The organism is Listeria tempestatis (assembly GCF_963575625.1).
Classification (GTDB): Bacteria; Bacillota; Bacilli; order Lactobacillales; family Listeriaceae; genus Listeria; species Listeria tempestatis.
In genome coordinates, this window is the sequence record NZ_CAUYTK010000001.1 from 91,445 (window position 1) to 116,315 (window position 24,871).

Sequence of the window (24,871 nt, forward strand, 5' to 3'; positions counted from 1 at the left end):
AGTGCTCTCAGGCACTTTGGCTTTTTTAATCTTGATGCGTTAACTTTTTCGCGAGTTGTTCAAACGTCATTTTATTGGTGACATCATATTTACCATCACGAACATATTTTTCATAGTTATTTTGTTTCAAATAGTTATCGAAGTCTTGCGCATTTGCAATAATACCATTATTTTTCAAGTCTTGACTTACTTGAGAAGTAGGCTCGCCTTTAGAAACGACAACCGTATATTTTTTCTCTTCATTTTTCTTCTTTTCTTCGGCAGCTTTCTTTTCAGCTTCTTGACGTTCTTTTTCAGCAGCTTCATTTTTTTCAAGCTCTTGCTGAGCTAACAGTTTTTCATATTTTTGCTTCCAAGTATTACTATTTCCAGCTGCTTGTTTCGTTGCTGGTTCCTTTATTGCTGCATCAGTTTCTGAAGAGAAAAATTCTGAATAAACAAAAAGGACAACAGCTGAAATGAGTAGACCAAGAGCAATCATGCGTAAATTATTCTTCAATGATTTACCCCTTTCTTGCCAGTTGGAATCAATGTTCCAAGTATTCTTCTATGATTTGTTCAACTTCCTCTTTTGAAAGAGAAGATTGTTCGACGATCTCATCAGTTGCAATCCCCGAAGTGTAAAGGGTGATAACTTGTTTTTTTAATAGAGATTGCATTTTAGGACTCGGAGTAGAAGAGGGCTCTTTCGCAGCCATCTCAGTTGTTCCATCTTTTACTTCTGTAGTCACTTCGTCATTTTCAGTGTTTTGCATAGCTTTTTCAATCGCAGAAATACGCTGTTTAAGCTGATAATTTTCATGCAATAACTGTGACGCAACTTCTTCAAATTCGCTTTCTGTCTGTTCAGTATCTCCTTTTTTCAAGAACGACACAATAAAAAGAACAATAGCAGCAACAAGAAGAATTATTATGATTGCGGTCATTGTGTAGTAACACCTCTTTTCACTAATACTCTACTTTTATTTATAACATAAAGCGTGTTAAAAGACCATGCCTTTTGAGATTTGTAAAGAAAATAAAAAGAAAATCACAAGTAACCTTGCAGAATAAGCCTAAAAATGATATTATAATACAGGTCTATAAATAATTTTTCTGATAGAGTTGGAGGGAAAACAATGCGCGTAAATATTACTTTAGAATGCACAGAGTGTGGCGATCGTAACTACATTACGACTAAAAATAAACGTGAAAATCCTGAACGTATTGAACTAAAAAAATATTGTCCAAGATTGCGTCGTGTAACTTTACACCGCGAAACAAAGTAAGCAGCAGGATTTCCCCTGTTGCTTTTTTTATTTTAAAAGGGAGGTTTCCTCATGCTAATAAATAAAAGCGATTTACGTCAAAAAATTTTGCGCCAACTAAATGAAATGGATAAAGAAAAACATCGTGAGCAATCTGAAAAATTAGCAAATCAACTTTTTAACATGCCCGAATGGCAACAATCAATGATTATTGGTGTAACAATTTCAAGATTCCCCGAGTTAGATACAACATCTATCATCAAACGGGCTTTTCATGAACAAAAAACAATTGTTATCCCTGAAACCCTCTATCCCGGACATAACATGCAATTTCGAAAGTATCAAAGTGGGGATCAATTAGTCGAGAAAAAATTAGGACTTAAAGAACCAAGTGAAAAAGCGCCTGTTGTGCAAAAAGAAGCCATTGATTTACTGATTGTTCCAGGTGTAGTATATAACGATGCAGGATATCGTATAGGCTTTGGCGGTGGCTTTTATGACCGCTATCTTGAAAACTATCCCAATCACACTATATCGCTTTGTTTTAGTGAGCAAATAAGTGGCGATTTAAAGCCAGAAGCACATGATATTCCAGTTGAGAAAATTTTGGTTATTTAATCATAAAGAATTTTATTTAGGATTTGTTTACAACGCCTATTTTTTTGCGTATAGTAGTAAATGTAATCTGTATTTTTAGAGAGAAAGCAGGGAATTTTTTGAGCCTCCAAGAAAATTATGTTTTCTGGCTACTAACGAATTATTTTTTAGGGCAAGAAAACTATCGACTCATTCATTTACACGAAGAAAAACAAGAATTATGGTTAGATAACCCAAATAAAAAGGATCGCCCTGTTATCCGTATTCAAATGCGGGAATTAGGGTGGGCAAGTGTAGTGGAGCGTGATATTAGACATGTCTTCAATGTGGCCGAAAATCTTCGTAAACAAATGGGGAGATTGAAACTTTCACTCGTAAACATTTACATTAGTCCCTTTGAGCCTGTTGGGGATAAACCGGTATTTGAGAAAACAATAACAGAAAAAAATAATAAAATTTCACTCCAGAACTTTTTAATTTCAACAGAACATACAGAACAAAAATTGCGAGAGTTAGAAATAGAACTTGGAATTCAGCAAGGAACATTTTCTGTAGATGGTGACATAACAGAGTCACGCGTCGCACTAGAACGACAAACTGTCATCAACTACATTACAAAAAAGGTAACGGAAGAACAACAAACGGCAAGAAAAGAAAAACCACTTATTACTTATGCCTTCATCGCGATGCAGGTTGCTTATTTTCTTTGGGTCTTTTTCAAAGATATGTCACTTAATACATTCACATTAGTTGAATACGGTGCTAAGTTTAACCCGCTTATTTATCAAGGCGAATGGTGGCGCTTTATTACGCCTATTTTCTTGCACACGGGGCTTATGCATATTGCCTCTAATTGCTTGATGCTCTACATTGTTGGCCCATGGGCAGAAAAACTTTATGGAAGATGGCGTTATATTTCCATTTTGCTAATAGGTGGAATTGCTGGAAATATCGCAAGCTTTGCTTTGAATAGTAATGTAGCTGTTGGCTCCAGTACCGCAGTTTTCGCTCTTTTTGGTGCTTTGTTGTACTTAGTCGTGTTAAAACCGCATCTTTATGCTAAAACAATTGGTTCTAGTATTGCAGCGTTAGTTGCAGTAAATCTAATCATCGACATTTTTGCAACTGGAATCGATTTAGCTGGACATGTAGGTGGTCTTGTCGGAGGCTTCTTTTTAGCAGGAGCATTATCTTTACCACTACAATATTTTCACTGGCGTCGACTTTTTTACGGAATAGGATTTATTACGCTAACGACTTTATTTCTAATTATGGGCATTAACAAAGCAGGAGAAATTCAGAATCCTGCAATTAGTAATAGCATTGCACAATCTTATTTACAAGAAGAAAATCATAAAGAAGCCAATAAAATACTTTCTTATCTAGTGGAAACAAGAAGTGCTGATGAATATACCTATACACTTATGGCTACAGAAGCCTTACAAAATAAACATTATGCGAAAGCAGAAGCTGCTGCAAGAGAAGCAATTCTATTAAATCCAGATATTCCTCAAGCACATTATGTTTTAGCAGTAACCTATTTGCACAAAGGTGACCGAGAAAATGCTTTAAAAGAAGCAGAAAAAGCAAAGGACTTATCTGATGAAAAATACTTTTTAGATTTCTATAATCAATTAAAAAATCCTAACCAGTTAGAGGGAACGCTATGAATTCTGTTTATGATGTAGCACAGCTATTAAAAAAATATGGCATTATCATTTATCTTGGTAAACGCGAGTATGATATCGAAATGATGGAGCATGAACTAACTGAACTTTTTAAACATCAAATTTTAGAGAGAGAGTTATATGCAAAAGCACGAGGCATTCTAAAACAAGAATTAATAAAAGAACAGAAGAAAAATAGTAAATAAAAGGAGAATAAGGGACATGGACAAAAAGTTAATTGGTATTGATTTAGGTGGAACGACAGCTAAAATTGCGCTTTTAAACAAAGAGGGCGATATTACTGATAAATGGACAATTAAAACGAACATCGAGGATAACGGCAAAAATATTGTTCAAGATATTGGCAATAGCTTAAATCAAAAATTGGCAGAACTTCAAGTTAAAAGTGATGAATTCTACGGAATCGGTATGGGAACCCCAGGTGCTGTAAATTTTGAAAAAGGGACTGTAAAAGGCGCTTATAATTTAAACTGGGTGGAAGAACAAAATGTGTCAGAAGATCTTGAGCGTATAACAGGACTAAAAGTTCACTTAGATAATGATGCAAATGTTGCCGCACTTGGTGAACGCTGGAAAGGTGCCGGAGAAGGCGGTGCAAACGTAGTATTTGTCACACTAGGTACAGGTGTCGGCGGTGGAATTTTTGCTGAAGGCAAAATTCTTCACGGTGTGAGAGGGGCTGCTGGCGAAATTGGTCATGTTACTGTTGTACCTGAAAATGGTTATGATTGTACATGCGGAAAGAAAGGATGCCTAGAGACAATTGCATCTGCAACAGGTATTGTACGTGTTGCAAAAGACCTCGCAAAAGATTTCTCAGGTGATTCTAAACTGCGTGATGCCATTTTAAATGATGAAGAAGTGACAGCTAAACTTGTTTTTGATTTTGAAAAAGAAAATGATGAATTAGCTAAAAAAGTTGTTGATAAAATTTCCTTCTATTTAGCATTAGCACTTAGCCATATTGGAAATATGTTAAATCCTGAAAAAATCATTATTGGCGGGGGAGTTTCAGCTGCCGGTGACGCTTTATTAAAACCAGTTATTGCATACTTTGAAACAATGGTATTCCCAGCAGTTAGGGAATCGACTAAAATTTCAATCGCTACTAAAGGTAATGATGCAGGTGTTATTGGCGCTGCATGGTTAGCGCTCCCAAATGAGGAAGCTTAATAATTAAAAAAGTGCCATCTAATCTAGTTTTAGCTTATTCTAAAAAGGGTATTTTTAAGGATAGATAAACAGATTGGAGGCTTCAAATGAAGAAAAAACAAGTACTTATCCTAGTTTTGTTCTTAGCAGTCATCACTTCTACATCATTTGGATGCTCTCCTCCTGAGAAGAAAGATGCTAGGGAAAATGAGAGCATGACCGTCAAACCATTTCAAACAAGTAAGCAGAAATTTGTTCGCATCATTGGCTGGTTAAATAATGAAAGTGTTTTAGTTCAAGCGCAACAAGGAAATAGTACAAACTTTATTAACTACAATATTTATACGGGAAAAGAAGGAAGAATACTATCTGTAAATAGCTTAATTTCTGATGTGCAATTAAGTCCAGATGGAACTAGGTTTCTCATCTATGCCATTCAAAAAAATAATAAAGTGAATTTATCTGTTCATTCGACATCTACTGGTGATACGATTATGACCAAAGAGATGGAACCTTTGTCTGCCAATTTTTATTGGAATCAAGATTCGGTGAATAAAATAATGATGGTGCTCTTTGATCAGAATTTTGCCTACACCGTAAATGTTATTGATACAGAAACAAGTGAAATTTCAAAAGTAACGACTACATCACAATTTGTTAGCTGGTATAGTGATAATTTATATGTAGTAAATCGAAAAGAACCTGATAGTGAACTCGGCAATTTATATTTGGAAGATACTAGAGAACAAGAACCAGAAAGTCTTATCGTAGCTAATATTTTACAATTTGCTGTAAGTCATAATATGCTTTTAACAACTGAGCGAGCTGATGATTCATCAAAAGTTACGTATGATTTTCGGACGATTGGCTTTCAAACTATTTATAAATATGATATGCCTAGAGAATACGATGAATTAGGGACGTTTATTCCTTATTTCGATAAAAATTTTACGAGCAAGACTTTTTTAACTTTTGAACCGTATGAAAGTAAAAAAGTAAGTCCACAAGGAAATGATTATCGGCTTGTATTGGTGAATCCAGAAAAGAAAGCGCACCGTGTCATTATGGAACTCATGGATAATAAACCTATAGTTAGCTCTCCAGACGGTAAAAAAATCTTATATGGATATCAGTTTGAACAACTTATTTCTATCAATGATGGGAAAATTTTAAACCTAGTCTCATCATCTGAGCGAATTTATTAATAACGCACTGTCTAATAAAAGTAGGCAGTGCGTTATTTTGCGTACAAGAAGTTAGTTATCGACCAAATTGCTTTATTCTCTCCATATAATAATTTTGCCATCTATGCTCGAATTCGATTTGGCGATTAAAAAGAGTTATCACACTGGTTAAGATAAGAAAGCTAATAAAAAGAATAAATATAGTAATTGGGAGAGAAAAGCCATTTTTCATAATAAATTCACTCCCTTTCTAGCGCAAGTCGAGTCGTAAAATTTTTATTGGCAGTTGTTCTGATTTTTAAACTGAGTTCAGCATCATTTAAAGAAAGCGAAAATTGAGTGACATTTGTAAGTAATGTTTCATGTCCTTTTCCATCAACTTGTTTGCGAATTATATCTTTATAGAATTCATAACAAACTTCTTTACTCGAAATAGAACAAAATTTATTATCTGATAGAATTTGAACTTCCCTGTCTAAAACTTCTTCCCGTAGTTGTTTCATAAAAATATGCCATTCCGCACTATGAGAAATATTCGTTGCATTTAAAATCTTTTTTTCGGTTTGCAGTAAAAAAGGAATCATTGTAAAAATGATGATGGTGACTAAAAGTGCCACAATAGATTCCAGAAGGCTAAAAGCATTTTTATTTGGAGAGAGGGAGACATTTTTTGTTTTTATTTGACCAGCCACAAATCTCCTCCTTTTTTAATTGCTCAATATAAAAACCATCAATTTCTTTTTTGAAAGGGAGGGGGTGTTGAATTTCAATTTGATTATATAGATGCTGATAAAGTATTGTTAAGTCTTGCTCAGCTTCAAGTTGACTAAGCATAAATAAAATCAACGGCATAATGAAAGAAGTAATCAAAATTAAAATACTAAGCGAAAAAATACTTTCAAGGAGCGTAAAACCATTAGGCTTCTTCAATTCTAAAACGCCCCTTCCCAATTTGAAAAATCCATTTGTAGTTACGTGTAAGTCCTTCAAAATGAACGGTTGTAAACCGATTTATATGGCCCGAGTTTGGTAAAAATTGAAATTTTTCTAGTTGAAGAACTTTTAGCGACTTGGGAAATTTTTCTGCGAATCGTACTTGGTCGTCAATTACTACATAAAACTGCTCTTGACTAAAAATAATTTCTGTACGCTTATTACTTGTAATTGCAATGGTTTGCGCTAGATAAATATCTGCCTTAATTTGCTCGAGCATTTCTTTTTCTGAAATTTGATTAATAAGACTATGAACTGGCGTAATTGATAATTGAATGGTTAGACTACAAATCAATAAGACAAATAACATTTCAATAAGTGTAAAACCATCATTTTTCACTAGTTTTCCTTAACATTTCCGGAAGCATCAATTTGAACGGTTTTTCCATTAGGGCAACTTTTTTGATCTTCAGACAAATACCCCTTTGCTAGGAGGTCGGAAAAACTTGGGATTTGATTGAATTCTAATTGATAGGCTTGTACTTGGCTTTCTACGACGGAAATAAAAGCCGTACAACCTTTATCATTAATAGATTTACTTTGCTTCACGATGTTTGGAATCGTTAATAGCAGCAGAACACTTACGACAAGTAAAACAATTAACATTTCTACTAAAGTAAAGGCTTCGTTATCTTTCCAATTGATTTTAAACATAAAAACACTCCTTTTAGATTTGATTAACCACCGAAAACATTGGATAGAGAATTGATAAATAAATTGAAATAATTAAAATGCCGATAATAAGAAATACGGCTGGTTGAATATAACCAAAAAGCTTCTCTGTTTTTTCGAGCGTTTTACTATGACAAAAATCATAATAAAATAAAAGCTCATCCGGTAAAGTACCATTTTTTTCACCATGTTTAATAATGTAGACCAGTTCTTTTTCAAAAATACCAATCGATTTTGTAGCATCGGTGAAAGAAGTACCTTTTTCTAAGGAGGCTGTAAATTTTTCACCTATATTCATGAAAAAGGAGGTTGATTCCTTTTCCGAGAAAAGCTGAAAAGTTTGTTGGATAGAAAGCCCACTTTTTAATAAATAACCGCACTCTCTTGCAAAAAGTTGTGAATAATGGATGCGTGTAAAGCTAGAAACAATAGGGATTTTATTGAAAAAAAAGGCTCGTCTTAAAGCATCTTTTCGCTTACTCCTTCTTAAAATGAATAAGAATAGGCAAAAACAACCTAGCATAACGCCAAACAATATAATCGGCAATTGCTGCAACAAGAAATAAGAGAACTGGCTGGAGGTATTTTTACCATTAGCAATTTGCCTAAAAAGTAAATCAAATTTAGGTAGCAAGAAAATCCGTAACAAGAAAAATACAATGATGACGGTTGAAAAGAGAACAGCCGGATATTGAAATGTCTTTTTTAAAGATTTTTGTTGTTCAGCTTTTCTTTTTAAAAGTTTGCCGCACTCTAGTAGAGTTTCGTTAAAATAACCGTGTTCATTTGCGTAAAGGACAGGTGCCGATATGAAGGAGGGAAAATCAGCTTTTTGTAGTGCTGTTGAAAAATTCGCACCAGTATTTAATGTTTCAAGCATGATATGGTAGCGTCTTTTTTCTTTTTTTGAAGTGATTGCTAGATAGGCAATAGCAGTATCAATTGGAAAACCTTTGCCTAAAAGTTCGGAAAGGCGAATTAGGAAATCGCCATCTTTATTCCAGTCGGTTTGGTTTAAAAAAGCCATAGCAATGTCCTTTCTGAAATTGTTTGTTAAGTGAAAGTAAGGGGGTAGCTCTCTGCCCTTCTATCATTTGCAAAAGATGCATTTGTCGTGTTTCGATTTCGTATAAAACAGTGCGTTTTCTTGAAAGATGTGTGCAAAAAAGATGGCAAGAATTTAAACATAGTGGACAATATAGGGCATGAATTTTTTGAAAGCTTATACCAAGCAAACAATGTGCTAAATTTTCTTTTGACACACCTAATTCAGCTAGTCTAGCAATAATGCCATCTAAACTATTTGCATGGACAGTACTCATCACAAGATGTCCTGTTAGAGCAGCTCGTATGGCCATTTGCGCAGTCTCGCTATCACGGATTTCACCAATAATTAGAATATCTGGATCATGCCTTAAAAGTGAGCGTATAATTGTTCCATAAGTAAGCCCAGCACGTTCATTAACTTCGATTTGTAAGAACTCTTGATGAAAATGTTCGACAGGATCTTCAATAGTGACAACATGTTGATGTGTGTGCCGAGTTAATTCAGTAGCAAGACTATACATAGATGTGGATTTGCCACTTCCTGTGCTACCTGAAAATAGAAATAAACCTGATTTAGAAGCACAACAACCTAAAATAGATTTTGCTGTCTCATAAAAAAGAGTTGTTTCTAAAAACGGAAGCGACTCCGCGCAATTGTATAGCCGCAAAACCATGCTTTCCTTTCCCGTTTTGTTTGGCAACGTAGAAACTCTAAGAGAAATTGTGCGATTATTAACTACACGCTCATATTGCCCAGATTGCGGCTTTCGTTTTTCGCCAATATCCATTTGCGCATTGAACTTCAAAAAAGAAATCAGCTTGTCACCATGATTAAATGGCAAAGTTGCTAAAGGATAGAGTTTTCCAGAAACGCGAACTCTTACAAGATAACAAGTCAGAGAAGGATGCACATGCAAATCGCTTGCATGCAGCTCAAAACACTGTTCTAAAATACGATCTAAAAAAATTTGGGGCATGATATTCACCTCTTGCTAATTATATTCGCCGCGCACATTCCAAACTCCTTTTTTGGATAAAAGGGTTTTCCTGCCGGACAATGATTTTTAGACAACAGGATAAAAATGCAAACGCTTAATTGATGTCAAAAAATACATCACCAACACATAAAAAAATTTTTTCTCCAAAAAGTTTGTGAATTCAATAACTATGCGTACGTTTTTTCGTACGAAAATAAATAAAGCCTTTTCATTACGAACAATGCAATAAAAAAATACTTTTATATACGTTAGAACGTATAATTTGCCGAACGTTGCGAGGCGTGATAAGCTATAGGAAAAGGCAGGTACATATGTAAAATGCGGTTGAAAATAAACAGAGAGACTGTTAAAACAGCGCCGACGGGGAAAGCATAAAGTATGTGAAACTCTCAGGCAAAAGGATGTTTATGGGACGCAACTCTGGAGTTCAGACGACAGGGCTTATGATTTAGTAAGCCTTTTTCCTATGCTTAAATTTAAAAGGAGGTTTTCATTTTGACAGAATTACTACGGACACCGCTTCACTCAGTTTATGAGAAGTACGGAGCCAAAACAATTGATTTCGGGGGATGGGATTTACCAGTACAATTTGCAGGGATAAAAGCCGAGCATGAAACAGTTCGCACGGATGTTGGAGTATTTGATGTTTCACATATGGGTGAAGTTCATGTGACAGGGAAAGAGAGCACTGCTTACTTAGAGAAAATGCTCACAAATAATATTTCAAACCTAAAAGATGGACGTGCGCAATATAATATTATGTGTTATGAAGACGGGGGAACCGTTGATGATTTAGTCGTTTATAAACGTAACAGTGAAGACTATTTACTCGTTGTGAACGCTGCAAATACAGAAAAAGACTTTAACTGGCTAAAAGAACACGTCACCGAAGATGTAGAGGTGAAAAATGTGTCAGCAGAATATGGTCAACTTGCAGTACAAGGACCTAACGCCGAGAAACTCGTGCAAACATTGACAGATGCAGATTTGGCGAGTATTCCGTTTTTTGGTTTTGTAGAAGAAAAGGTAGCTTCCGTTGACGCAATCATTTCGCGTAGCGGCTACACAGGTGAAGACGGATTTGAAATTTATATGGCAGCTGAAGATGCAATTACCGTGTTTAATGCAGTGACAAATGCTGGTGCAAAACCAATTGGACTCGGTGCACGTGATACCCTTCGATTTGAAGCGAATTTGGCGCTTTACGGTCAAGAGCTATCAAAAGATATTACGCCACTTGAAGCGGGCGTAAACTTCGCTGTGAAATTAAAAAAAGAGCCAGACTTTATTGGAAAGGCCGCACTCATTGCACAAAAAGAAGCAGGTGTGCCACGTAAACTCGTTGGGGTAGAACTCCTCGACCGTGGGATACCAAGACACGGCTATCCAGTTTATCTAGGCGAAAAAGAAATTGGGGAAATCACTTCAGGAACACAATCACCTACTTTAGGGAAAAACTTAGGACTTGCCTTAATCGACTCGTCATATGCTGAAATTGGAACGGAGCTTGAAGTTTCCGTGCGCAACAAAAAACTAAAAGCTGTCGTTGTTGAAACGCCGTTTTATAAACGAGGAAAATAAACCTTACGCAATTAAAAGGAGGAAAGAACATGTCAAAATTTCGCTACTTACCAATGACGGAGCAAGATGAAAAAGAAATGTTAGAAACAATTGGGGTCAGTTCCATACAAGATTTGTTCACGGATATCCCGGAGAAAATCAGATTTAATCGAGATTATAATTTGAAACCTGCGATTTCGGAACCTAATTTGTTGCGTGAACTGACAAAACTAGCTGCGCAAAATGTGAATACACAAGAAGCTGCCTCATTTCTAGGTGCAGGTGTATATTCACATTACATCCCAACAATTGTTGACCATGTCATTTCGCGTTCTGAGTTTTACACGGCCTATACGCCGTATCAACCTGAAATTTCTCAAGGAGAATTGCAGGCGATTTTTGAGTTTCAGACCATGATTGCAGAACTTACTGGAATGGATTTAGCGAACTCATCGATGTATGACGGGGGGACATCACTTGCTGAAGCCGCCATGCTTGCAGCTGGTCATACGAAACGAAAGAAAGTTTTGGTCTCTGAAGCGGTTCATCCTGAATCCAAACACGTATTAGAAACCTATGCAAGTGGACAAGGCGTGGACGTACAACTTATTCCTGAAAAAGATGGAAAAACTGATTTGGAGGCACTTAAAGTAGCAATGAACGATGAAGTTGCCGGTGTCGTTGTTGGCTATCCGAATTTTTATGGGCAAATAGAAGATTTAGCAGCAATTGAGGCGATTGTTCATGAACAAAAAGGACTGCTTATCGTTTCAAGTAATCCGCTCGCTTTAGGAATTTTAACCCCACCTGGGAAATTTGGGGCAGATATTGTTACAGGCGATACACAGGTATTTGGGATTCCTGAATCATTTGGTGGTCCGCACTGTGGGTATTTCGCTTGTACAACAAAATTAATGCGTAAAGTTCCAGGCCGTTTAGTCGGCGAAACAGTTGATGAAAATGGCAAACGTGGCTATGTGCTTACGCTTCAGGCACGCGAACAGCACATTCGTCGTGATAAAGCAACATCTAATATCTGTTCAAATCAAGCGTTAAACGCGCTTGCCTCCTCGGTTGCAATGGTTGCACTAGGACAGAACGGGCTTCCTGAAATGGCAAAGCAAAACATTGATAAGGCACATTATGCTAAAAATGCGTTTCAAGCGGCTGGTTTTACCGTTTTATTCTCGGACGCTTTCTTTAATGAATTTGTGGTGAAATTAGATGAGCCAGTGAAAAATATTAATGAAGCTTTACTAGGACGCGGTTTTATAGGTGGTTTTGATTTAGGGCTCTATGCACCGCGTTATGCAAACCATATGCTTGTCGCCGTAACAGAAATGCGTACGAAAGACGAAATCGATGCCTTTATTACAGCATTAGTAGAGAGTTTGGAGGGTGTAAAATGAGTGAAACGATGAAACTTGTATTCGAACGTTCTGTGCCAGGACGTATCGGTTTTAGCCTACCAGAGCAAGATGTTCCTGAAACAAATTTAGAAGATATTTTTGAGTCGCGCTATATTCGTTCGGAGAAAGCGGATTTACCAGAGCTTAGCGAACTTGAAATTATGCGTCACTATACGGAGCTTTCAAACCATAACTTTGGTGTAGATTCAGGGTTTTATCCACTAGGTTCATGTACGATGAAGTACAATCCGAAAATTAACGAAAAAGTTGCACGTTTTCCTGGTTTTGCAAATATTCATCCCTATCAGCCTGAAAGTTCTGTACAAGGGGCGATGGCACTTTTATATGATTTGCAGATGAGCTTAGTGGAAATTACAGGAATGGATGAGGTCACATTACAGCCAGCAGCAGGAGCACAAGGTGAGTGGACGGGGCTCATGCTAATCCGTGCTTATCACGAAGCAAATGGCGATTTGAAGCGAACCAAAGTTATTATTCCCGATTCTGCACACGGTACGAACCCAGCTTCTGCAACTGTAGCAGGTTTTGAAGTTGTAACCGTTAAGTCGAATGAACAAGGTCTTGTAGATGTAGAAGATTTGCGTGCTGTTGTTGGTGAAGATACAGCCGCACTCATGCTGACGAACCCGAACACACTCGGACTTTTTGAAAAAGATATTGTTGAAATTGCGGAAATTATTCACGCTGCAGGAGGAAAACTATACTATGACGGGGCAAATTTAAATGCGATTATGGCAAAAGTGCGTCCAGGGGACATGGGATTTGATGTGGTGCATTTAAACTTGCATAAAACATTTACCGGTCCGCACGGCGGTGGTGGACCTGGCTCCGGCCCAATTGGAATCAAAAAAGATTTAATTCCATTTTTACCTACGCCTGTTTTAACAAAAGAAGGGGAAAGCTACACATTTGATTATAACTACCCGCAATCAATAGGGCGCGTAAAACCTTATTATGGAAACTTCGGAATTAATGTCCGGGCGTATACGTATATCCGCACCATGGGCCCAGATGGACTCAAAAAAGTAACCGAGTATGCTGTCTTAAACGCCAATTATATGATGCGCCGTCTTGAAAAAGCATTTGATTTACCATTCGACCAAGTATGCAAACACGAATTTGTCCTTAGCGGCAATCGTCAAAAGAAACTTGGCGTTAGAACGACAGATATTGCCAAACGTCTTTTAGACCACAATTTCCATCCGCCAACGGTATATTTCCCGCTCATTGTAGAAGAAGCGATGATGATTGAACCAACGGAAACAGAATCGAAGGAAACACTTGACAAATTCATCGACACAATGTTACAAATTGCGAAAGAAGCGGAAGATGATCCTGAGATCGTCCAAGAGGCTCCGCATGATACCTATGTAAAACGTCTTGATGAAACACGTGCTGCAAGAAAACCAGTCCTTCGTTACCAAAAATAATAAAAATAGGGAAGTAGGCTTGTAGCTTACTTCCCTATTTTTTAAGCAATTTTATTATCTTTTTCAAAAATTGGGTAGTCTTTTAATTGACCAGAGAACACTTCATTTAGTGGTTCAAAAGCTGTGAAGTCACTAGGCTTTAATAATTCTGGAGGAATATTATCAATGTTAATATCTGCCTCAAGAAGTGTCCGTCCAACAAATTGACTACAGAACATATAGTTTTCACGTTTATACGGAATTTGGAAAAGTAAGGCGAACAAGCCTAAAAAATTATAGCGATAGTGTTTTTCTCTACGCTTCATTTTATGTACGGAACGTTTAATTTGGTCATATTTTTCTTTGGAAACTCGAAGCTCATAAATGATGCAAGTTGCATTTTGAAAGATTGGATCATGCATGTTTTCCCGAACAAAACCCGCTTGAAATGGATTTAAATCACTTTTTCTTCCAAAACTATATGTATTAAAAAGTGAAGCATCTAATGCAAGTGAGACGTGTGAGAACGGAAACCCTGTTGATTTTTGAATTGTTCTCGCAAGCAGTGTGTTGGTGCTAGTTAAAAGTATGTATATCTTCATTTTGAAATCCCCTTTTTATGTCGATACCATTATTTTAGCGGGAAAATAGAGGATTTATAACCTACGATAGACGGAAAATTAATCAGTATTTAGTCTGATTTTTATTCGATAACGATGCCAAGCAAGGTGGATAATTTTATGGCTTGTTCAGAAGTAACTTTTAATCCTTTAAGCGACTCTATTGAGGCAATTAGTTTATCAAAAGTGCAACTTGTAAAGTCGAGTCCATTTAGTGAAGTGTTAGCGAAAAGACAGTCTGTCAAAAGGCAATTTTGAAATGAAAATTGTTTGAACTCGGTACTTTCAAATTCAGCCCCAACTAACTGACAATCAACAAAGCTAGCATTTTTAAATTTTGAGAAACTAAAGCCAGCTAAATCTAGCAAGCAGTTTTGGAAGGTAACATTATGAAATAAACTGTCGGAGAAATCAACACCCGTTAATTTGCAATCGTGAAATCTTGCGCGGTGAACGGTACTTGAATAGAGTGAGAGATTTGATAAATTACATTTTTCAAAAAGGACATCGGTCAAGTCAAATTTTGGATAATGACGACCTTCAAAAAAGACATTTTCAAATTTCGATTGATCGAACGTAAGACTTTCAGCTTCTTGAAGAGGAAAAGTGCCAGTAAAAAGGATGTGCTGTAAAAAAGAATCAGCTAGGTCTGCTTCAAACGCATTTATTAAATGATGAGGAATTTTTGGTGCTACTATTTTAGACATATATACGCTCCTTTATAAAATTTGAGCCGCCTCATAAATTGAGACGGCGTTCATATTTACTTTGCTTTTGTTTTACCTTTCCACTTACGGAAACCGCCTTTTAGTTGATAAATATTTCGGTAGCCGCGTTTATAAAGCATGATACCTGCGCGGTTACTACGCTGCGCGGACTGACAGTACAAGTAAATCGGCTGATCTTTGCGGAACTCAGAAATACGTTGTTTAAGTTGTGTCACAGGAATATTTCTTGCTCCTAAAATATGACCACCATCAAACTCATTAGGTTCGCGCACATCAATAAGTTGCGCTTTGCGATACCCCTCTTTAAACTCTTCTTCTGATAAAACCTTGACTGCTTTTCTGCGCATAATTAGCTGATACACTTCATAACCTAGTAAAATCAGTAAAATGGCAATGGCTAAAATCCAACTAAAATCCAACTCATAAACTCCTTTCTAAGTACAACATCATTTCTATTATAACTCATTTTTTTCCACCATCAATGACTTTGAACGAAGATTTTTTCTTTTTTGAAATGCGATTTTCCTCATTTTGGCGAAGTTTCCTTGATTGCTTAACCGCTTTTTTATAACCAGACTCATTTTTAGCCGCCATAGAATAAAACAAAACAAAAAGCAAAGAAGCAGAAACTACCCCAATGATAATGAGTATGATAAGCGAAATCGCGAAACCCGTAAAGATGCCAATAAGACAAAGCACAAGAAGTAGAATAAAAATAATTTGGGATGTTTTTTTCAAACTCATCTACTCCAGTAACTCTAAATTTTGAGGTAAGTCGCTTAAAGGTGCGCCTTCTTGTTCAACACGTAAAAGCTCATTGAAAGATGCAATGGCAACTTCTACTTGTGAGTCGTCAGGCTCTTTCGTTGTAATTAATTGTAGCCAGAGCCCTGGATAGCCTAGGAAGCGCAAAACGGGAATGTTCCGGCATTTATTGGTGAGTTGCAAGACTTCAAACGCTACACCAAGGACGACAGGGATGAGTAAAATACGATCCACAACACGTAGCCATAAGGGGTCAGTTGGTACTAAGAAGTAAATGAACATCCCAACAATGACAGTGAACAAAATGAAACTACTCCCACAGCGATAATGAAGCCGCGACTGTTTTTGAACATTTTCAACAGTAAGAGGGAGGTTATTTTCATAGCAATTGATAACTTTATGTTCAGAACCGTGATACTGGAAAACTCTTTTAATAATCGGGGTTTGCGAAATGACAAAAATATAGGTGAGTAACAATAAAAGTTTAAAAAAGCTCTCTAAAATGACTTGTCCAACATCACCTGGAACAAGAAAACGGAAAAATTGTGCGAGAAATACTGGAATAAGTGTCATTACAAATTTCGCGAAAACAAATGACAGGACACCAATAACAGCTACACCAAGCCAAAGAGCGACTTTTGATTCTTTTTTCTCAATTTTTTCTTCCACTTCAGGTTGATTTGGATCCTCATCATAACGATCTGTTGCAAACGTTAAATGTTTAGAACCTATGGCACTAGACTCAATAAGAGCGACAATGCCTCTTAAAAAAGGAATGCGTTTTAAAGTCGTCACCCAATTAGGACTGTTTTTTTCTAAATAAAAGTACTCTATCGTACCGTCTAGTCTGCGAATGGCCGTAACGGTTTGCTTTTTGCCGCCAAACATGACGCCTTCAACGACTGCTTGACCGCCATAAGCAGGTTTTTGTCTATCTTTCAACAAGTTCACCAGCCTTTATGATTTCTAAAAACTAATTATACCACAGGAAGTATAGCTTGTTACTGACTTTTTCTCGAATGTTTTAATTTCATAAAAAAAGGTTATAAAAATAGTAGTCCAATGCGTTTTGGGCAGATTTACCTCACTTCACTAAAATGGTATACCGCAAAAAAACTCATCCAGCTCTCGGATGGGTTTTTGCGTGGCACTTATGGTAAAATAAAAAACGAAGCATACATAATAGGGAGGAAGTTAAAAATGAATCGATTGAAAAGCATACAACAAGCACTTGTAAATGAAAAAATGGAAGCAGTTCTTGTGACGAGCGAATATAATAGACGTTACGTTTCCGGATTTACTGGCACGAGTGGTGTGGCACTAATTTTGCCTCAAAAAGCTTATTTTGTGACGGACTTCCGTTATACAGAACAAGCTAGTAAACAAGCTGTAGATTATGAAATTGTAAAGCATCAAGGGCCAATTTTTGAAACGGTTGAAGAATTACTTCAAAAAAATGGTGTAAAAACATTAAATTTTGAAGAAGCTTACGTCACTGTTTCTGAATTCAAAATAATGGAGCAAACTTTTTCCGCAGCACTTTCGCCGGTTCAAGGTTTTTTTGAAATGATGCGACAAGTGAAAACAGAGGCAGAATTAAAAGAAATTCGAACTGCATGTGAAATTGCTGATGCTGCGTTTGATCATATCATTCGCTTCATGAAGGTGGGAATGACAGAGCTTGAAGTATCTAATGAGCTTGAATTCTTTATGCGCAGACAAGGTGCGACTTCATCATCCTTCGATACAATTGTAGCGAGTGGTCTTCGTTCGGCACTTCCGCACGGCGTGGCTTCTGATAAGAAAATTGAAACAGGCGATTTTGTGACAATGGATTACGGTTGCTATTACAATGGGTACTGTTCAGATATGACACGTACTGTTTCGGTGGGGGAACCAAGTGAAAAATTAAAAGAAATTTATCAAATTACATTAGATGCACAACTTAAAGTAATCGATGCATTAAAACCTGGTATGACGGGCATTGAGGCTGATAAAATCGCTCGTGACCATATTGCGTCTTTCGGATACGGTGATGATTTTGGACATTCTTTAGGGCACGGTATTGGGCTTGAAATTCACGAAGGTCCTAATTTATCCATGAAGAGTCCACAAAAATTAGTTGCCGGCAATGTAGTGACTGATGAACCAGGCATTTATTTACCAGGAATTGGCGGCGTGCGTATCGAGGACGATATTTTAATCACAGAAACAGGGAATGAGGTCTTAATTCATTCGCCAAAAGAACTTATTATTTTGTAAAATTTCTTTGTAACTTTTAGCTATTTGTGGTTAAATAAGTAAGAACTAAGAAAATGGGATTTACAGGAGGAAAAAGATGATTTCAGTTAACGATTTTCGTACGGGTCTTACAATTGAAGTAGATAATGGGATTTGGCGCGTTTTGGATTTTCAACACGTGAAACCAGGTAAGGGCGCAGCTTTTGTTCGCTCTAAACTACGCAATTTACGTACAGGTGCAATTCAAGAAAAAACATTCCGTGGCGGCGAAAAAGTGGCCAAAGCGCAAATCGATAATCGCAAAATGCAATATCTATATGCAGATGGCACAAACTATGTGTTTATGGATAACGAATCTTATGAGCAAATTGAATTACCGGAAACACAAATTGAATATGAGTTGAAATTCCTAAAAGAAAATATGGAAATCAACATCATCATGTATCAAGGTGAAACAATTGGTGTAGACTTGCCAAACACAGTGGAGTTAAAAGTAACTGCAACGGAACCAGGAATTAAAGGTGATACATCTTCTGGTGGCTCCAAACCAGCAACGCTTGAAACGGGTCTAGTTGTTCAAGTACCTTTCTTCGTCAATGAGGGTGACACACTTGTGATTAACACAACAGAGGCCAGCTACGTTTCACGTGCTTAAAAAGAGAGTAAGTCTGGGACATAATTAGATTTTGTTTTATAAAAAAGTAACTAGACAAGCAAAAATCCGGTAAACATGCCATTTTTAAAAATGGATTTTACTGGATTTTTGTCTATTATTTATGTCTCAGACTATTTTTTCATGTTTCAGACGGGATGTATGAAGCTTCACTTTTTAGAACAATCTAATAATTAATTTAAGAATGGAGTTATTTTATAAAGTTTGTTCTTATTTGGTAGAGTTTAGACGTAGGTTCCGAAGAGATGTTCCAAGATACTTTTCTTTTGTGCTTGATTCTTTACTTGGTTGAGTAGCCGATTCTGATTTATCAAAATTACCCCTCTTTTTTGCGAGAGAATTACTAAAAGAATAGTCAGTTGCTTTTTCGACATTTAAATCTAAAGTAAAAACAAAATAATCCATTTCATCTTAGTTGATATGTCCTTCCACATTTATTCGTCTTAAAGGGGAAATATCTACACTATCAAAATGAATATCTTTAACATAATTATTATAATCTTCAGCATGAATTCGTTCTTCCATTACTGGGTGCATTTTTTAGCAAATTTTTCAGCTTTTTCTTGTTTGCTTATGTCACCAGCTCCTTTACTACAAGATGTTAATATAAATCCAATTGAAACAAGTAATAAAATCCACATTAATGGTGTAGTTATTAGTGGGCTCTTCATGTTAAATGCTTTTTCTCATGCTTTTAAGAGAAGTTCCGGGATACTTTTCATTTGAAGTAGATTCGTTACTTGGCAATGGATCCATTTTATCCTTATCAAAGTTCCCCATTTTTTTAGCGAGTAAATCATCATAGCTATAAGATTGGATATTGTTTTTATTAGAATAAGTTAAAGTAAATGTAAAACCTAAAGAATCATTATTGTTTATTGTTCCATCAATGCTAATGTTCCCCAACGGAGTCACTTCCACAGAGTCTTCAATAAAATTGATTTGTTTTACGAAATTATTATAATCGTCAGTATGTATACGTTCTTCCATAATTGGCTTCATTTGTTCAGTAAATTTTTCAGCTTTTTCTTGGTCACTCATCTTTCTGTCCTCCTGACCGCATGCCACTAATAATACAGTGTTAAGTAAGAATAGTAGTAATATAATTTTATTCATGATTGCGCAGTCCTTCCCTTTTTAGTATGATTATAGCATATAATATACAGAAAAATCAGGGGTGAATAATTTTATGGGGCAAGAAAAAACAGCTTGGATGCTTGCTGATAAAGTTTACGACATTAAAGAATTTAATCGAAGTAAGATTATTGATGAAAATGGGAATACATATTATGCACTAGATCGAATTGATAGCGGTGTCAACGCAGTGACATACGGAACCAAAGAAGATTACAACAACTTAAAAAATGGTCATCCCGAACGAATCACGCATGCTTTTGTAGCGTATCGTGGATCCGAACCCATGGATATTAAAGGACGGATGAAAGACTATGGTGGTGGTAAAGAAGGCTTTGATAAAGAGGTGGGCGAAGTTTTATACGATTGGCTCGGAATTGACTATCAGTATCTTATTCAGAAGAAACCTTTTGAAAGTGAAGGGGCTAATTCTTTTAAATTATCTGCTGACTACGTTGGCCAACATCTTCAAAGTCGATTCCCAAATGCCACGTTCACTTTAACTGGACATTCATTAGGAGGAAGTGAAGTCAAGTATGCTGCCTATCAATATCCGCAGTTAGTAGATCAAGCATATAGCTTTGAAGGCCCGAATATTTACCCTTGTTTAACTAAAGAAGGGCAAGAATACGTGCGGACAGGAGCACTCAATGGCAAAATATTTGATTACATCAACCTAACGGATGGTTTAGCACGTTTAAATCGCGATGAGCCAGCCTTTGGTACGCAACGAATCATTTATGATCCCCAAGCTAAGTTTACAATGCAACATCAAGATATGGCAGCATACATAAAAAAATCGCCTTTTTTAGCCAATATTAATCAAACCTATGCAAAATTTGGTGGTCTTTTAGCTTTTGATAAAGCTTTAAAAGGTATAAATCCTAGCTTGTCTTATCTTATGTTGGCTACATTTGCCGATCACAGCTTAGATCGCTATCAATTTCAATCGGATGGTTCCATGCAATTATTTTCTGGACAGTCATGGAATGTAGATGACTTAGAACAAATGCGCAACTATTTGGCTTTTTCTGGAATGAGTGACTATGCGGCGCCTATGCTTTTAATCCGCGGCGAACTTCTAATGAGTATTGCGAATCGAACAGAAACAGAATGCTTACAAGTGCTAAAACAACTTGAGCAAATTATTCAGGACGTTCCTGAAACAGCACAAGTCGTTACGAATCAAGCTAGACAAATGTTCACTGGATTAGTGGGCTACGGGGAATACAGTGAGCTGAATGCAAGTGATGTAGCGGCTTTTCATGATGAACTAGAACTTGAGCCCGGTCGATTCTATAAAAAAAGTGATGTAGAACATGCCCTGGATACTCTTAGTTGGATGAAAAAGAAAACGAATGAATTTGTGGGTAATACGCATCAACTGGCAAGAGAATTTTTAAAACTGGATGAAGAATTAGCACGAAAGATTGACTTGAGGTGAGGACATGCAGCCATTAAACAAACAACCGAATTTAACTGGACTTACGCCATTTCAAGCTATACAGACTGCGCGGGCTAATCAAATAACGTTGCCACCTGATTTAAATAGACAACTGAAGGAAGCCATGCGAGAAGCACAAAATTATCAATTAAAGTGCAAAATGAAACCACATTACCAAGAAGTTCTAGAAGCCGAACGAACCCACATCATGGCCCGGGTGGAAAACTTGGCTGATGAATGGGCATACGCCTTACAAAAAAACGTAAAAGAAATGAAAGAGAATAATCAAGGTAAAGCAATCCAAGCTCTTGTTCAAGCAGGAGATAATATCCAAAAATCCGAGCAAAGAAGGACACTTGTAGATGCTCCGAGTAGTTTAGGCGCTAATCAAAATAGCGTTATTCGAGTACCTAGCCATCCTTTATTACCATTAATTTAGAATTAAACGGCGCTGTTATCATAATTCAATCGAAAAATTAATTGATGGCGAAGACTTTTTAAGCTTAAATATGGTCTGCTTTGATAAAAATACGCCTTATGTTTAGGCCATTTGCGGTATAACTAGAACATGTTATCATGAATATGAAATGAGAGCTATGCACGAACATGACTCCCTAAACAATAATACCGTTATAAAGACGGTGGACTATATATTAAAGATATTATAATCATCTAGCACTTCGTCCAAAAGTGGGTTAGATGGTTATTTTTTTGTTTATTGAAGTCGAGAATCATCACAATGAGCGTGGCGAAAATCACGACAAATGTCAGTTCTTATGGTAGTGAATTTGAGAAAATATGCCGCCAGAGGTCGACATTAATCAATAAAAAATGGGTAAAAAATCGAAAAAAGATTTTCTACCCATTTTTCATATTCAGCTAAGATTTATGTCCCAGACTCAATTTTTATGAAAAAATTGAAATATAAGCATGTGATTTGTCCATTTAAAAGGAAATTATGGTACAATAAAATTAGTTTGTGAACTAGATATGTTAAGGAGTGTAGAAAAAAATGCTATCATTTGATGATATTAAACAGCTAATTGAGCTGATTGACGATTCCAATTTAAATGAATTTGAATTAGACCAAGAGGGAACTAAGCTTTCTATAAAGAAAAACGGTGGAGTAGTTTCCCACGTACCTAGTGAAGTAGGACACACTATTCAACAAGAAGTTGCACCTAAAGTAAATGTTGTAGAAAATACACCAGTGCCTGTTCTTTCCGAAACATCAACGGAAACAAACGACTTAGAAGTGATTACATCTCCAATGGTAGGAACGTTTTATGCATCAGGTAGCCCAGGTGAACCGCCATTTGTTGAAATCGGCGCCCAAGTGTCAAATAATACAATTGTGTGTGTCGTCGAAGCAATGAAATTATTTAATGAAATTACAGCTGACTTAAACGGGGAGATTGCTGAAATTTTAGTTTCAAACGGGGAACTTGTTGAATTTGGTCAACCTCTCTTTAAAGTTAGAAAAAAATAAGGAGTAATGCGAAATGATTAAAAAAGTATTGATTGCCAATCGTGGCGAAATTGCCGTTCGTATTATTCGTGCTGCAAAAGAGATGGGAATTGAAACAGTTGCGATTTATTCCGAAGCTGACCGCGATGCTCTACATAGTCAATTAGCAGATGAAGCTTACTGCGTTGGTCCAGCTGCAACGAAAGATAGTTATTTGAACATGTCGAATATTATTAGTGTCGCTGTTTTAACAAACTGTGATGCAATTCATCCGGGATATGGCTTTTTAGCAGAAAATGCCGATTTTGCTGATTTATGTGCCGACTGCAATATTACTTTTATCGGACCAAGCGCAGAAGCTATTTCGCAAATGGGAACGAAGGATGTTGCGCGTGAAACGATGCGAAAAGCTGGGGTCCCAGTTGTTCCCGGTTCACAAGGAATTGTTCAAGATGCTGAAGAAGGTAAAAAAATTGCCAAAAAAATTGGTTACCCAGTCATTATTAAAGCAACAGCTGGCGGTGGTGGAAAGGGAATTCGTGTTGCCGAAAACGAAGAAAAATTAGTTTCTGGAATAAAAACAACTCAGGCCGAAGCCGAAGCTGCATTTGGTGATCCGGGTGTATATATTGAAAAATATATTGAAGATTTTCGACATGTGGAAATTCAGATTATGGCTGATAACCACGGCAACGTCATTCATCTCGGCGAACGTGACTGTACCATTCAACGTCGTTTGCAAAAATTGATTGAAGAAAGCCCATCACCAGCTCTTGATGAAAAAACACGACAAAAAATGGGTCGCGCTGCTGTTAAAGCGGCAAAAGCTGTTCATTATTCTGGTGCCGGTACAATTGAGTTCATTTACGAACCAAAAGAAAAAAGCTTTTACTTTATGGAAATGAATACGCGTATTCAAGTCGAACATCCTGTAACCGAACTTGTTACAGGTATTGACCTTGTGAAGCAACAATTTTTAGTAGCATCTGGTAAAGAATTAACTATTAAACAGCAAGATGTGAAATTAAATGGTTGGGCGATGGAATGCCGAATTAATGCTGAAAATCCTGAACGCAACTTCATGCCAGCACCAGGCGAAATTAAGTTTTACTTACCACCAGGTGGGAACGGTGTTCGAATCGATTCGGCAGCTTACCCCAACTACAAAATTCCGCCGTTTTACGATTCTATGATTGCAAAATTAATTTGCTATGCTGATACACGCGAAGAAGTTATCGAAAAAATGAAACGCGCACTTTCCGAATTTGCGATTGATGGAATTCCTTCCACCATCCCATTCCACATTAAAGTGCTTGAGACAGAGGCGTTTCGTTCAGGAGATTTCAATACGAAATTTTTAGAAAAAAATGATGTAATGAAAAACACTGAGGAGGAGTAATTTATGGCCTATACAAAAGATTTACGTAAAGGGCAAGATGAGCCGCTTGGAAAAATTGAAATTGCACCTGAAGTTATCGGTGTCATTGCTGGACTTGCTGCGAATGAAGTTGAGCAAGTAGCAGCCATGCAGGGCGGTTTCGCAAACGAAATGCGTGAACGCTTTGGTGGGGCAGTGAACTATCGTAAAGGTGTCAAAGTGGATTTGCTGGAAGAAGGCATTACAGTTGAAATCTACTGCACCGTCTTGTTTGGTGCAAGCATTCCGCTGGTCGCTGAAAGCATCCAAAATACAGTTCGCGATACAATTTTCAGCATGACAGGACTTCATGTTTTAGAAGTCAATGTCCATATTGTAGGCGTTCAATTTGAAAAAACCGAATCGCTTTCTTTTGATGACCTAACATTTTAAGAGACGTTTTT

At 36.8% G+C, this 24,871-nt stretch carries 29 protein-coding genes and 1 riboswitch; of the genes, 16 read left to right on the forward strand and 13 right to left on the reverse strand.

The window, feature by feature from the left end:
- Positions 1-25 precede the first annotated feature (25 nt).
- Positions 26-499, reverse strand: a complete 474-nt coding sequence (locus tag R8923_RS00540) for an endolytic transglycosylase MltG (RefSeq protein ID WP_485870808.1) — start codon at positions 497-499, stop codon at positions 26-28.
- Between the two features lie 28 nt (positions 500-527).
- Positions 528-926: a hypothetical protein gene (locus R8923_RS00545; RefSeq protein WP_485870809.1), complete on the reverse strand. Its 399-nt coding sequence runs from the start codon at positions 924-926 to the stop codon at positions 528-530.
- Between the two features lie 192 nt (positions 927-1,118).
- Between R8923_RS00545 and rpmG the strand changes: the two genes are divergently transcribed.
- The 6 genes from rpmG (at position 1,119) to R8923_RS00575 (ending at position 5,889) form a co-directional block, all read left to right on the forward strand.
- Complete coding sequence (gene rpmG, locus R8923_RS00550; protein ID WP_003719608.1) at positions 1,119-1,268, forward strand: 50S ribosomal protein L33; 150 nt, start codon at positions 1,119-1,121, stop codon at positions 1,266-1,268.
- 51 nt (positions 1,269-1,319) lie between these two features.
- Positions 1,320-1,865, forward strand: a complete 546-nt coding sequence (locus R8923_RS00555; protein WP_485870810.1) for a 5-formyltetrahydrofolate cyclo-ligase — start codon at positions 1,320-1,322, stop codon at positions 1,863-1,865.
- A gap of 98 nt (positions 1,866-1,963) precedes the next feature.
- Positions 1,964-3,514, forward strand: coding sequence for a rhomboid family intramembrane serine protease (locus R8923_RS00560; RefSeq protein WP_485870811.1), 1,551 nt, complete (start codon positions 1,964-1,966; stop codon positions 3,512-3,514).
- Positions 3,511-3,717, forward strand: coding sequence for a YqgQ family protein (locus tag R8923_RS00565; RefSeq protein ID WP_485870812.1), 207 nt, complete (start codon positions 3,511-3,513; stop codon positions 3,715-3,717). The genes R8923_RS00560 and R8923_RS00565 overlap by 4 nt, the downstream gene beginning before the upstream one ends.
- 16 nt (positions 3,718-3,733) lie before the next feature.
- Positions 3,734-4,705: an ROK family glucokinase gene (locus R8923_RS00570; protein ID WP_485870813.1), complete on the forward strand. Its 972-nt coding sequence runs from the start codon at positions 3,734-3,736 to the stop codon at positions 4,703-4,705.
- Between the two features lie 86 nt (positions 4,706-4,791).
- The gene (locus R8923_RS00575; RefSeq protein ID WP_485870814.1) at positions 4,792-5,889 is read left to right on the forward strand and encodes a YqgU-like beta propeller domain-containing protein; all 1,098 of its coding nucleotides are present in this window, start codon (positions 4,792-4,794) and stop codon (positions 5,887-5,889) included.
- Positions 5,890-6,107: 218 nt separating this feature from the next.
- On the opposite strand, the gene comGF is transcribed toward R8923_RS00575, so the two are convergent.
- From comGF to comGA, 5 genes are all read right to left on the reverse strand, one after another.
- Positions 6,108-6,560, reverse strand: a complete 453-nt coding sequence (gene comGF, locus R8923_RS00580) for a competence type IV pilus minor pilin ComGF (protein WP_485870815.1) — start codon at positions 6,558-6,560, stop codon at positions 6,108-6,110.
- Positions 6,561-6,784: 224 nt separating this feature from the next.
- On the reverse strand, positions 6,785-7,201 hold the full coding sequence (comGD, locus tag R8923_RS00585) for a competence type IV pilus minor pilin ComGD (RefSeq protein ID WP_485870816.1): 417 nt from the start codon (positions 7,199-7,201) through the stop codon (positions 6,785-6,787).
- Positions 7,201-7,515 (reverse strand): competence type IV pilus major pilin ComGC, encoded by a 315-nt coding sequence (comGC, locus tag R8923_RS00590; protein WP_485870817.1) that lies wholly within the window; start codon positions 7,513-7,515, stop codon positions 7,201-7,203. The genes comGD and comGC overlap by 1 nt, the downstream gene beginning before the upstream one ends.
- A gap of 13 nt (positions 7,516-7,528) precedes the next feature.
- Positions 7,529-8,560 (reverse strand): competence type IV pilus assembly protein ComGB, encoded by a 1,032-nt coding sequence (gene comGB, locus R8923_RS00595; protein WP_485870818.1) that lies wholly within the window; start codon positions 8,558-8,560, stop codon positions 7,529-7,531.
- Complete coding sequence (gene comGA / locus R8923_RS00600) at positions 8,529-9,557, reverse strand: competence type IV pilus ATPase ComGA (protein ID WP_485870819.1); 1,029 nt, start codon at positions 9,555-9,557, stop codon at positions 8,529-8,531. Before comGA ends, comGB begins: the two co-directional genes overlap by 32 nt.
- Positions 9,558-9,902: 345 nt before the next feature.
- Positions 9,903-9,993, forward strand: a riboswitch (glycine riboswitch).
- Between the two features lie 80 nt (positions 9,994-10,073).
- Between comGA and gcvT the strand changes: the two genes are divergently transcribed.
- From gcvT to gcvPB, 3 genes are read left to right on the forward strand one after another with little or no spacing between them, the layout of a single operon-like run.
- Positions 10,074-11,159, forward strand: a complete 1,086-nt coding sequence (gene gcvT / locus R8923_RS00605; RefSeq protein ID WP_485870820.1) for a glycine cleavage system aminomethyltransferase GcvT — start codon at positions 10,074-10,076, stop codon at positions 11,157-11,159.
- Positions 11,160-11,188: 29 nt separating this feature from the next.
- Positions 11,189-12,547, forward strand: a complete 1,359-nt coding sequence (gene gcvPA, locus R8923_RS00610) for an aminomethyl-transferring glycine dehydrogenase subunit GcvPA (RefSeq protein WP_485870821.1) — start codon at positions 11,189-11,191, stop codon at positions 12,545-12,547.
- Positions 12,544-13,998, forward strand: coding sequence for an aminomethyl-transferring glycine dehydrogenase subunit GcvPB (gcvPB, locus tag R8923_RS00615; protein ID WP_485870822.1), 1,455 nt, complete (start codon positions 12,544-12,546; stop codon positions 13,996-13,998). The genes gcvPA and gcvPB overlap by 4 nt, the downstream gene beginning before the upstream one ends.
- A 41-nt stretch (positions 13,999-14,039) precedes the next feature.
- Here the strand turns inward: gcvPB and R8923_RS00620 are convergent, their stop codons facing one another.
- The 5 genes from R8923_RS00620 to R8923_RS00640 form a co-directional block, all read right to left on the reverse strand.
- Positions 14,040-14,579: a hypothetical protein gene (locus R8923_RS00620; RefSeq protein ID WP_485870823.1), complete on the reverse strand. Its 540-nt coding sequence runs from the start codon at positions 14,577-14,579 to the stop codon at positions 14,040-14,042.
- Positions 14,580-14,680: 101 nt separating this feature from the next.
- The gene (locus R8923_RS00625; RefSeq protein ID WP_485870824.1) at positions 14,681-15,304 is read right to left on the reverse strand and encodes a pentapeptide repeat-containing protein; all 624 of its coding nucleotides are present in this window, start codon (positions 15,302-15,304) and stop codon (positions 14,681-14,683) included.
- Between the two features lie 56 nt (positions 15,305-15,360).
- Complete coding sequence (locus tag R8923_RS00630) at positions 15,361-15,744, reverse strand: rhodanese-like domain-containing protein (protein WP_485870825.1); 384 nt, start codon at positions 15,742-15,744, stop codon at positions 15,361-15,363.
- A 43-nt stretch (positions 15,745-15,787) separates the two neighbouring features.
- The gene (locus R8923_RS00635; protein WP_485870826.1) at positions 15,788-16,063 is read right to left on the reverse strand and encodes a hypothetical protein; all 276 of its coding nucleotides are present in this window, start codon (positions 16,061-16,063) and stop codon (positions 15,788-15,790) included.
- A 6-nt stretch (positions 16,064-16,069) separates the two neighbouring features.
- Positions 16,070-16,978 carry a DUF1385 domain-containing protein gene (locus tag R8923_RS00640; protein ID WP_485871205.1) on the reverse strand — a complete coding sequence of 303 codons (909 nt, stop codon included), beginning with the start codon at positions 16,976-16,978 and terminating at the stop codon, positions 16,070-16,072.
- 312 nt (positions 16,979-17,290) lie between these two features.
- On the opposite strand from R8923_RS00640, the gene R8923_RS00645 reads away from it, so the two are divergent.
- Positions 17,291-18,352, forward strand: coding sequence for a M24 family metallopeptidase (locus R8923_RS00645; RefSeq protein WP_485870827.1), 1,062 nt, complete (start codon positions 17,291-17,293; stop codon positions 18,350-18,352).
- 76 nt (positions 18,353-18,428) lie between these two features.
- Positions 18,429-18,986 (forward strand): elongation factor P, encoded by a 558-nt coding sequence (efp, locus tag R8923_RS00650; RefSeq protein ID WP_485870828.1) that lies wholly within the window; start codon positions 18,429-18,431, stop codon positions 18,984-18,986.
- A gap of 690 nt (positions 18,987-19,676) precedes the next feature.
- Here efp and R8923_RS00655 read toward each other — a convergent pair.
- Positions 19,677-20,045, reverse strand: a complete 369-nt coding sequence (locus R8923_RS00655; RefSeq protein WP_485870829.1) for a hypothetical protein — start codon at positions 20,043-20,045, stop codon at positions 19,677-19,679.
- Between the two features lie 148 nt (positions 20,046-20,193).
- Between R8923_RS00655 and R8923_RS00660 the strand changes: the two genes are divergently transcribed.
- The 5 genes from R8923_RS00660 (at position 20,194) to R8923_RS00680 (ending at position 24,860) form a co-directional block, all read left to right on the forward strand.
- The gene (locus R8923_RS00660) at positions 20,194-21,582 is read left to right on the forward strand and encodes an alpha/beta hydrolase family protein (protein WP_485870830.1); all 1,389 of its coding nucleotides are present in this window, start codon (positions 20,194-20,196) and stop codon (positions 21,580-21,582) included.
- A gap of 4 nt (positions 21,583-21,586) precedes the next feature.
- Positions 21,587-22,021 (forward strand): hypothetical protein, encoded by a 435-nt coding sequence (locus R8923_RS00665; protein WP_485870831.1) that lies wholly within the window; start codon positions 21,587-21,589, stop codon positions 22,019-22,021.
- A 573-nt stretch (positions 22,022-22,594) separates the two neighbouring features.
- On the forward strand, positions 22,595-23,071 hold the full coding sequence (accB, locus tag R8923_RS00670) for an acetyl-CoA carboxylase biotin carboxyl carrier protein (protein ID WP_485870832.1): 477 nt from the start codon (positions 22,595-22,597) through the stop codon (positions 23,069-23,071).
- A 13-nt stretch (positions 23,072-23,084) separates the two neighbouring features.
- Positions 23,085-24,449, forward strand: coding sequence for an acetyl-CoA carboxylase biotin carboxylase subunit (gene accC, locus R8923_RS00675; RefSeq protein ID WP_485870833.1), 1,365 nt, complete (start codon positions 23,085-23,087; stop codon positions 24,447-24,449).
- Positions 24,450-24,452: 3 nt separating this feature from the next.
- Positions 24,453-24,860 carry an Asp23/Gls24 family envelope stress response protein gene (locus R8923_RS00680; RefSeq protein WP_485870834.1) on the forward strand — a complete coding sequence of 136 codons (408 nt, stop codon included), beginning with the start codon at positions 24,453-24,455 and terminating at the stop codon, positions 24,858-24,860.
- Positions 24,861-24,871: the final 11 nt, after the last annotated feature.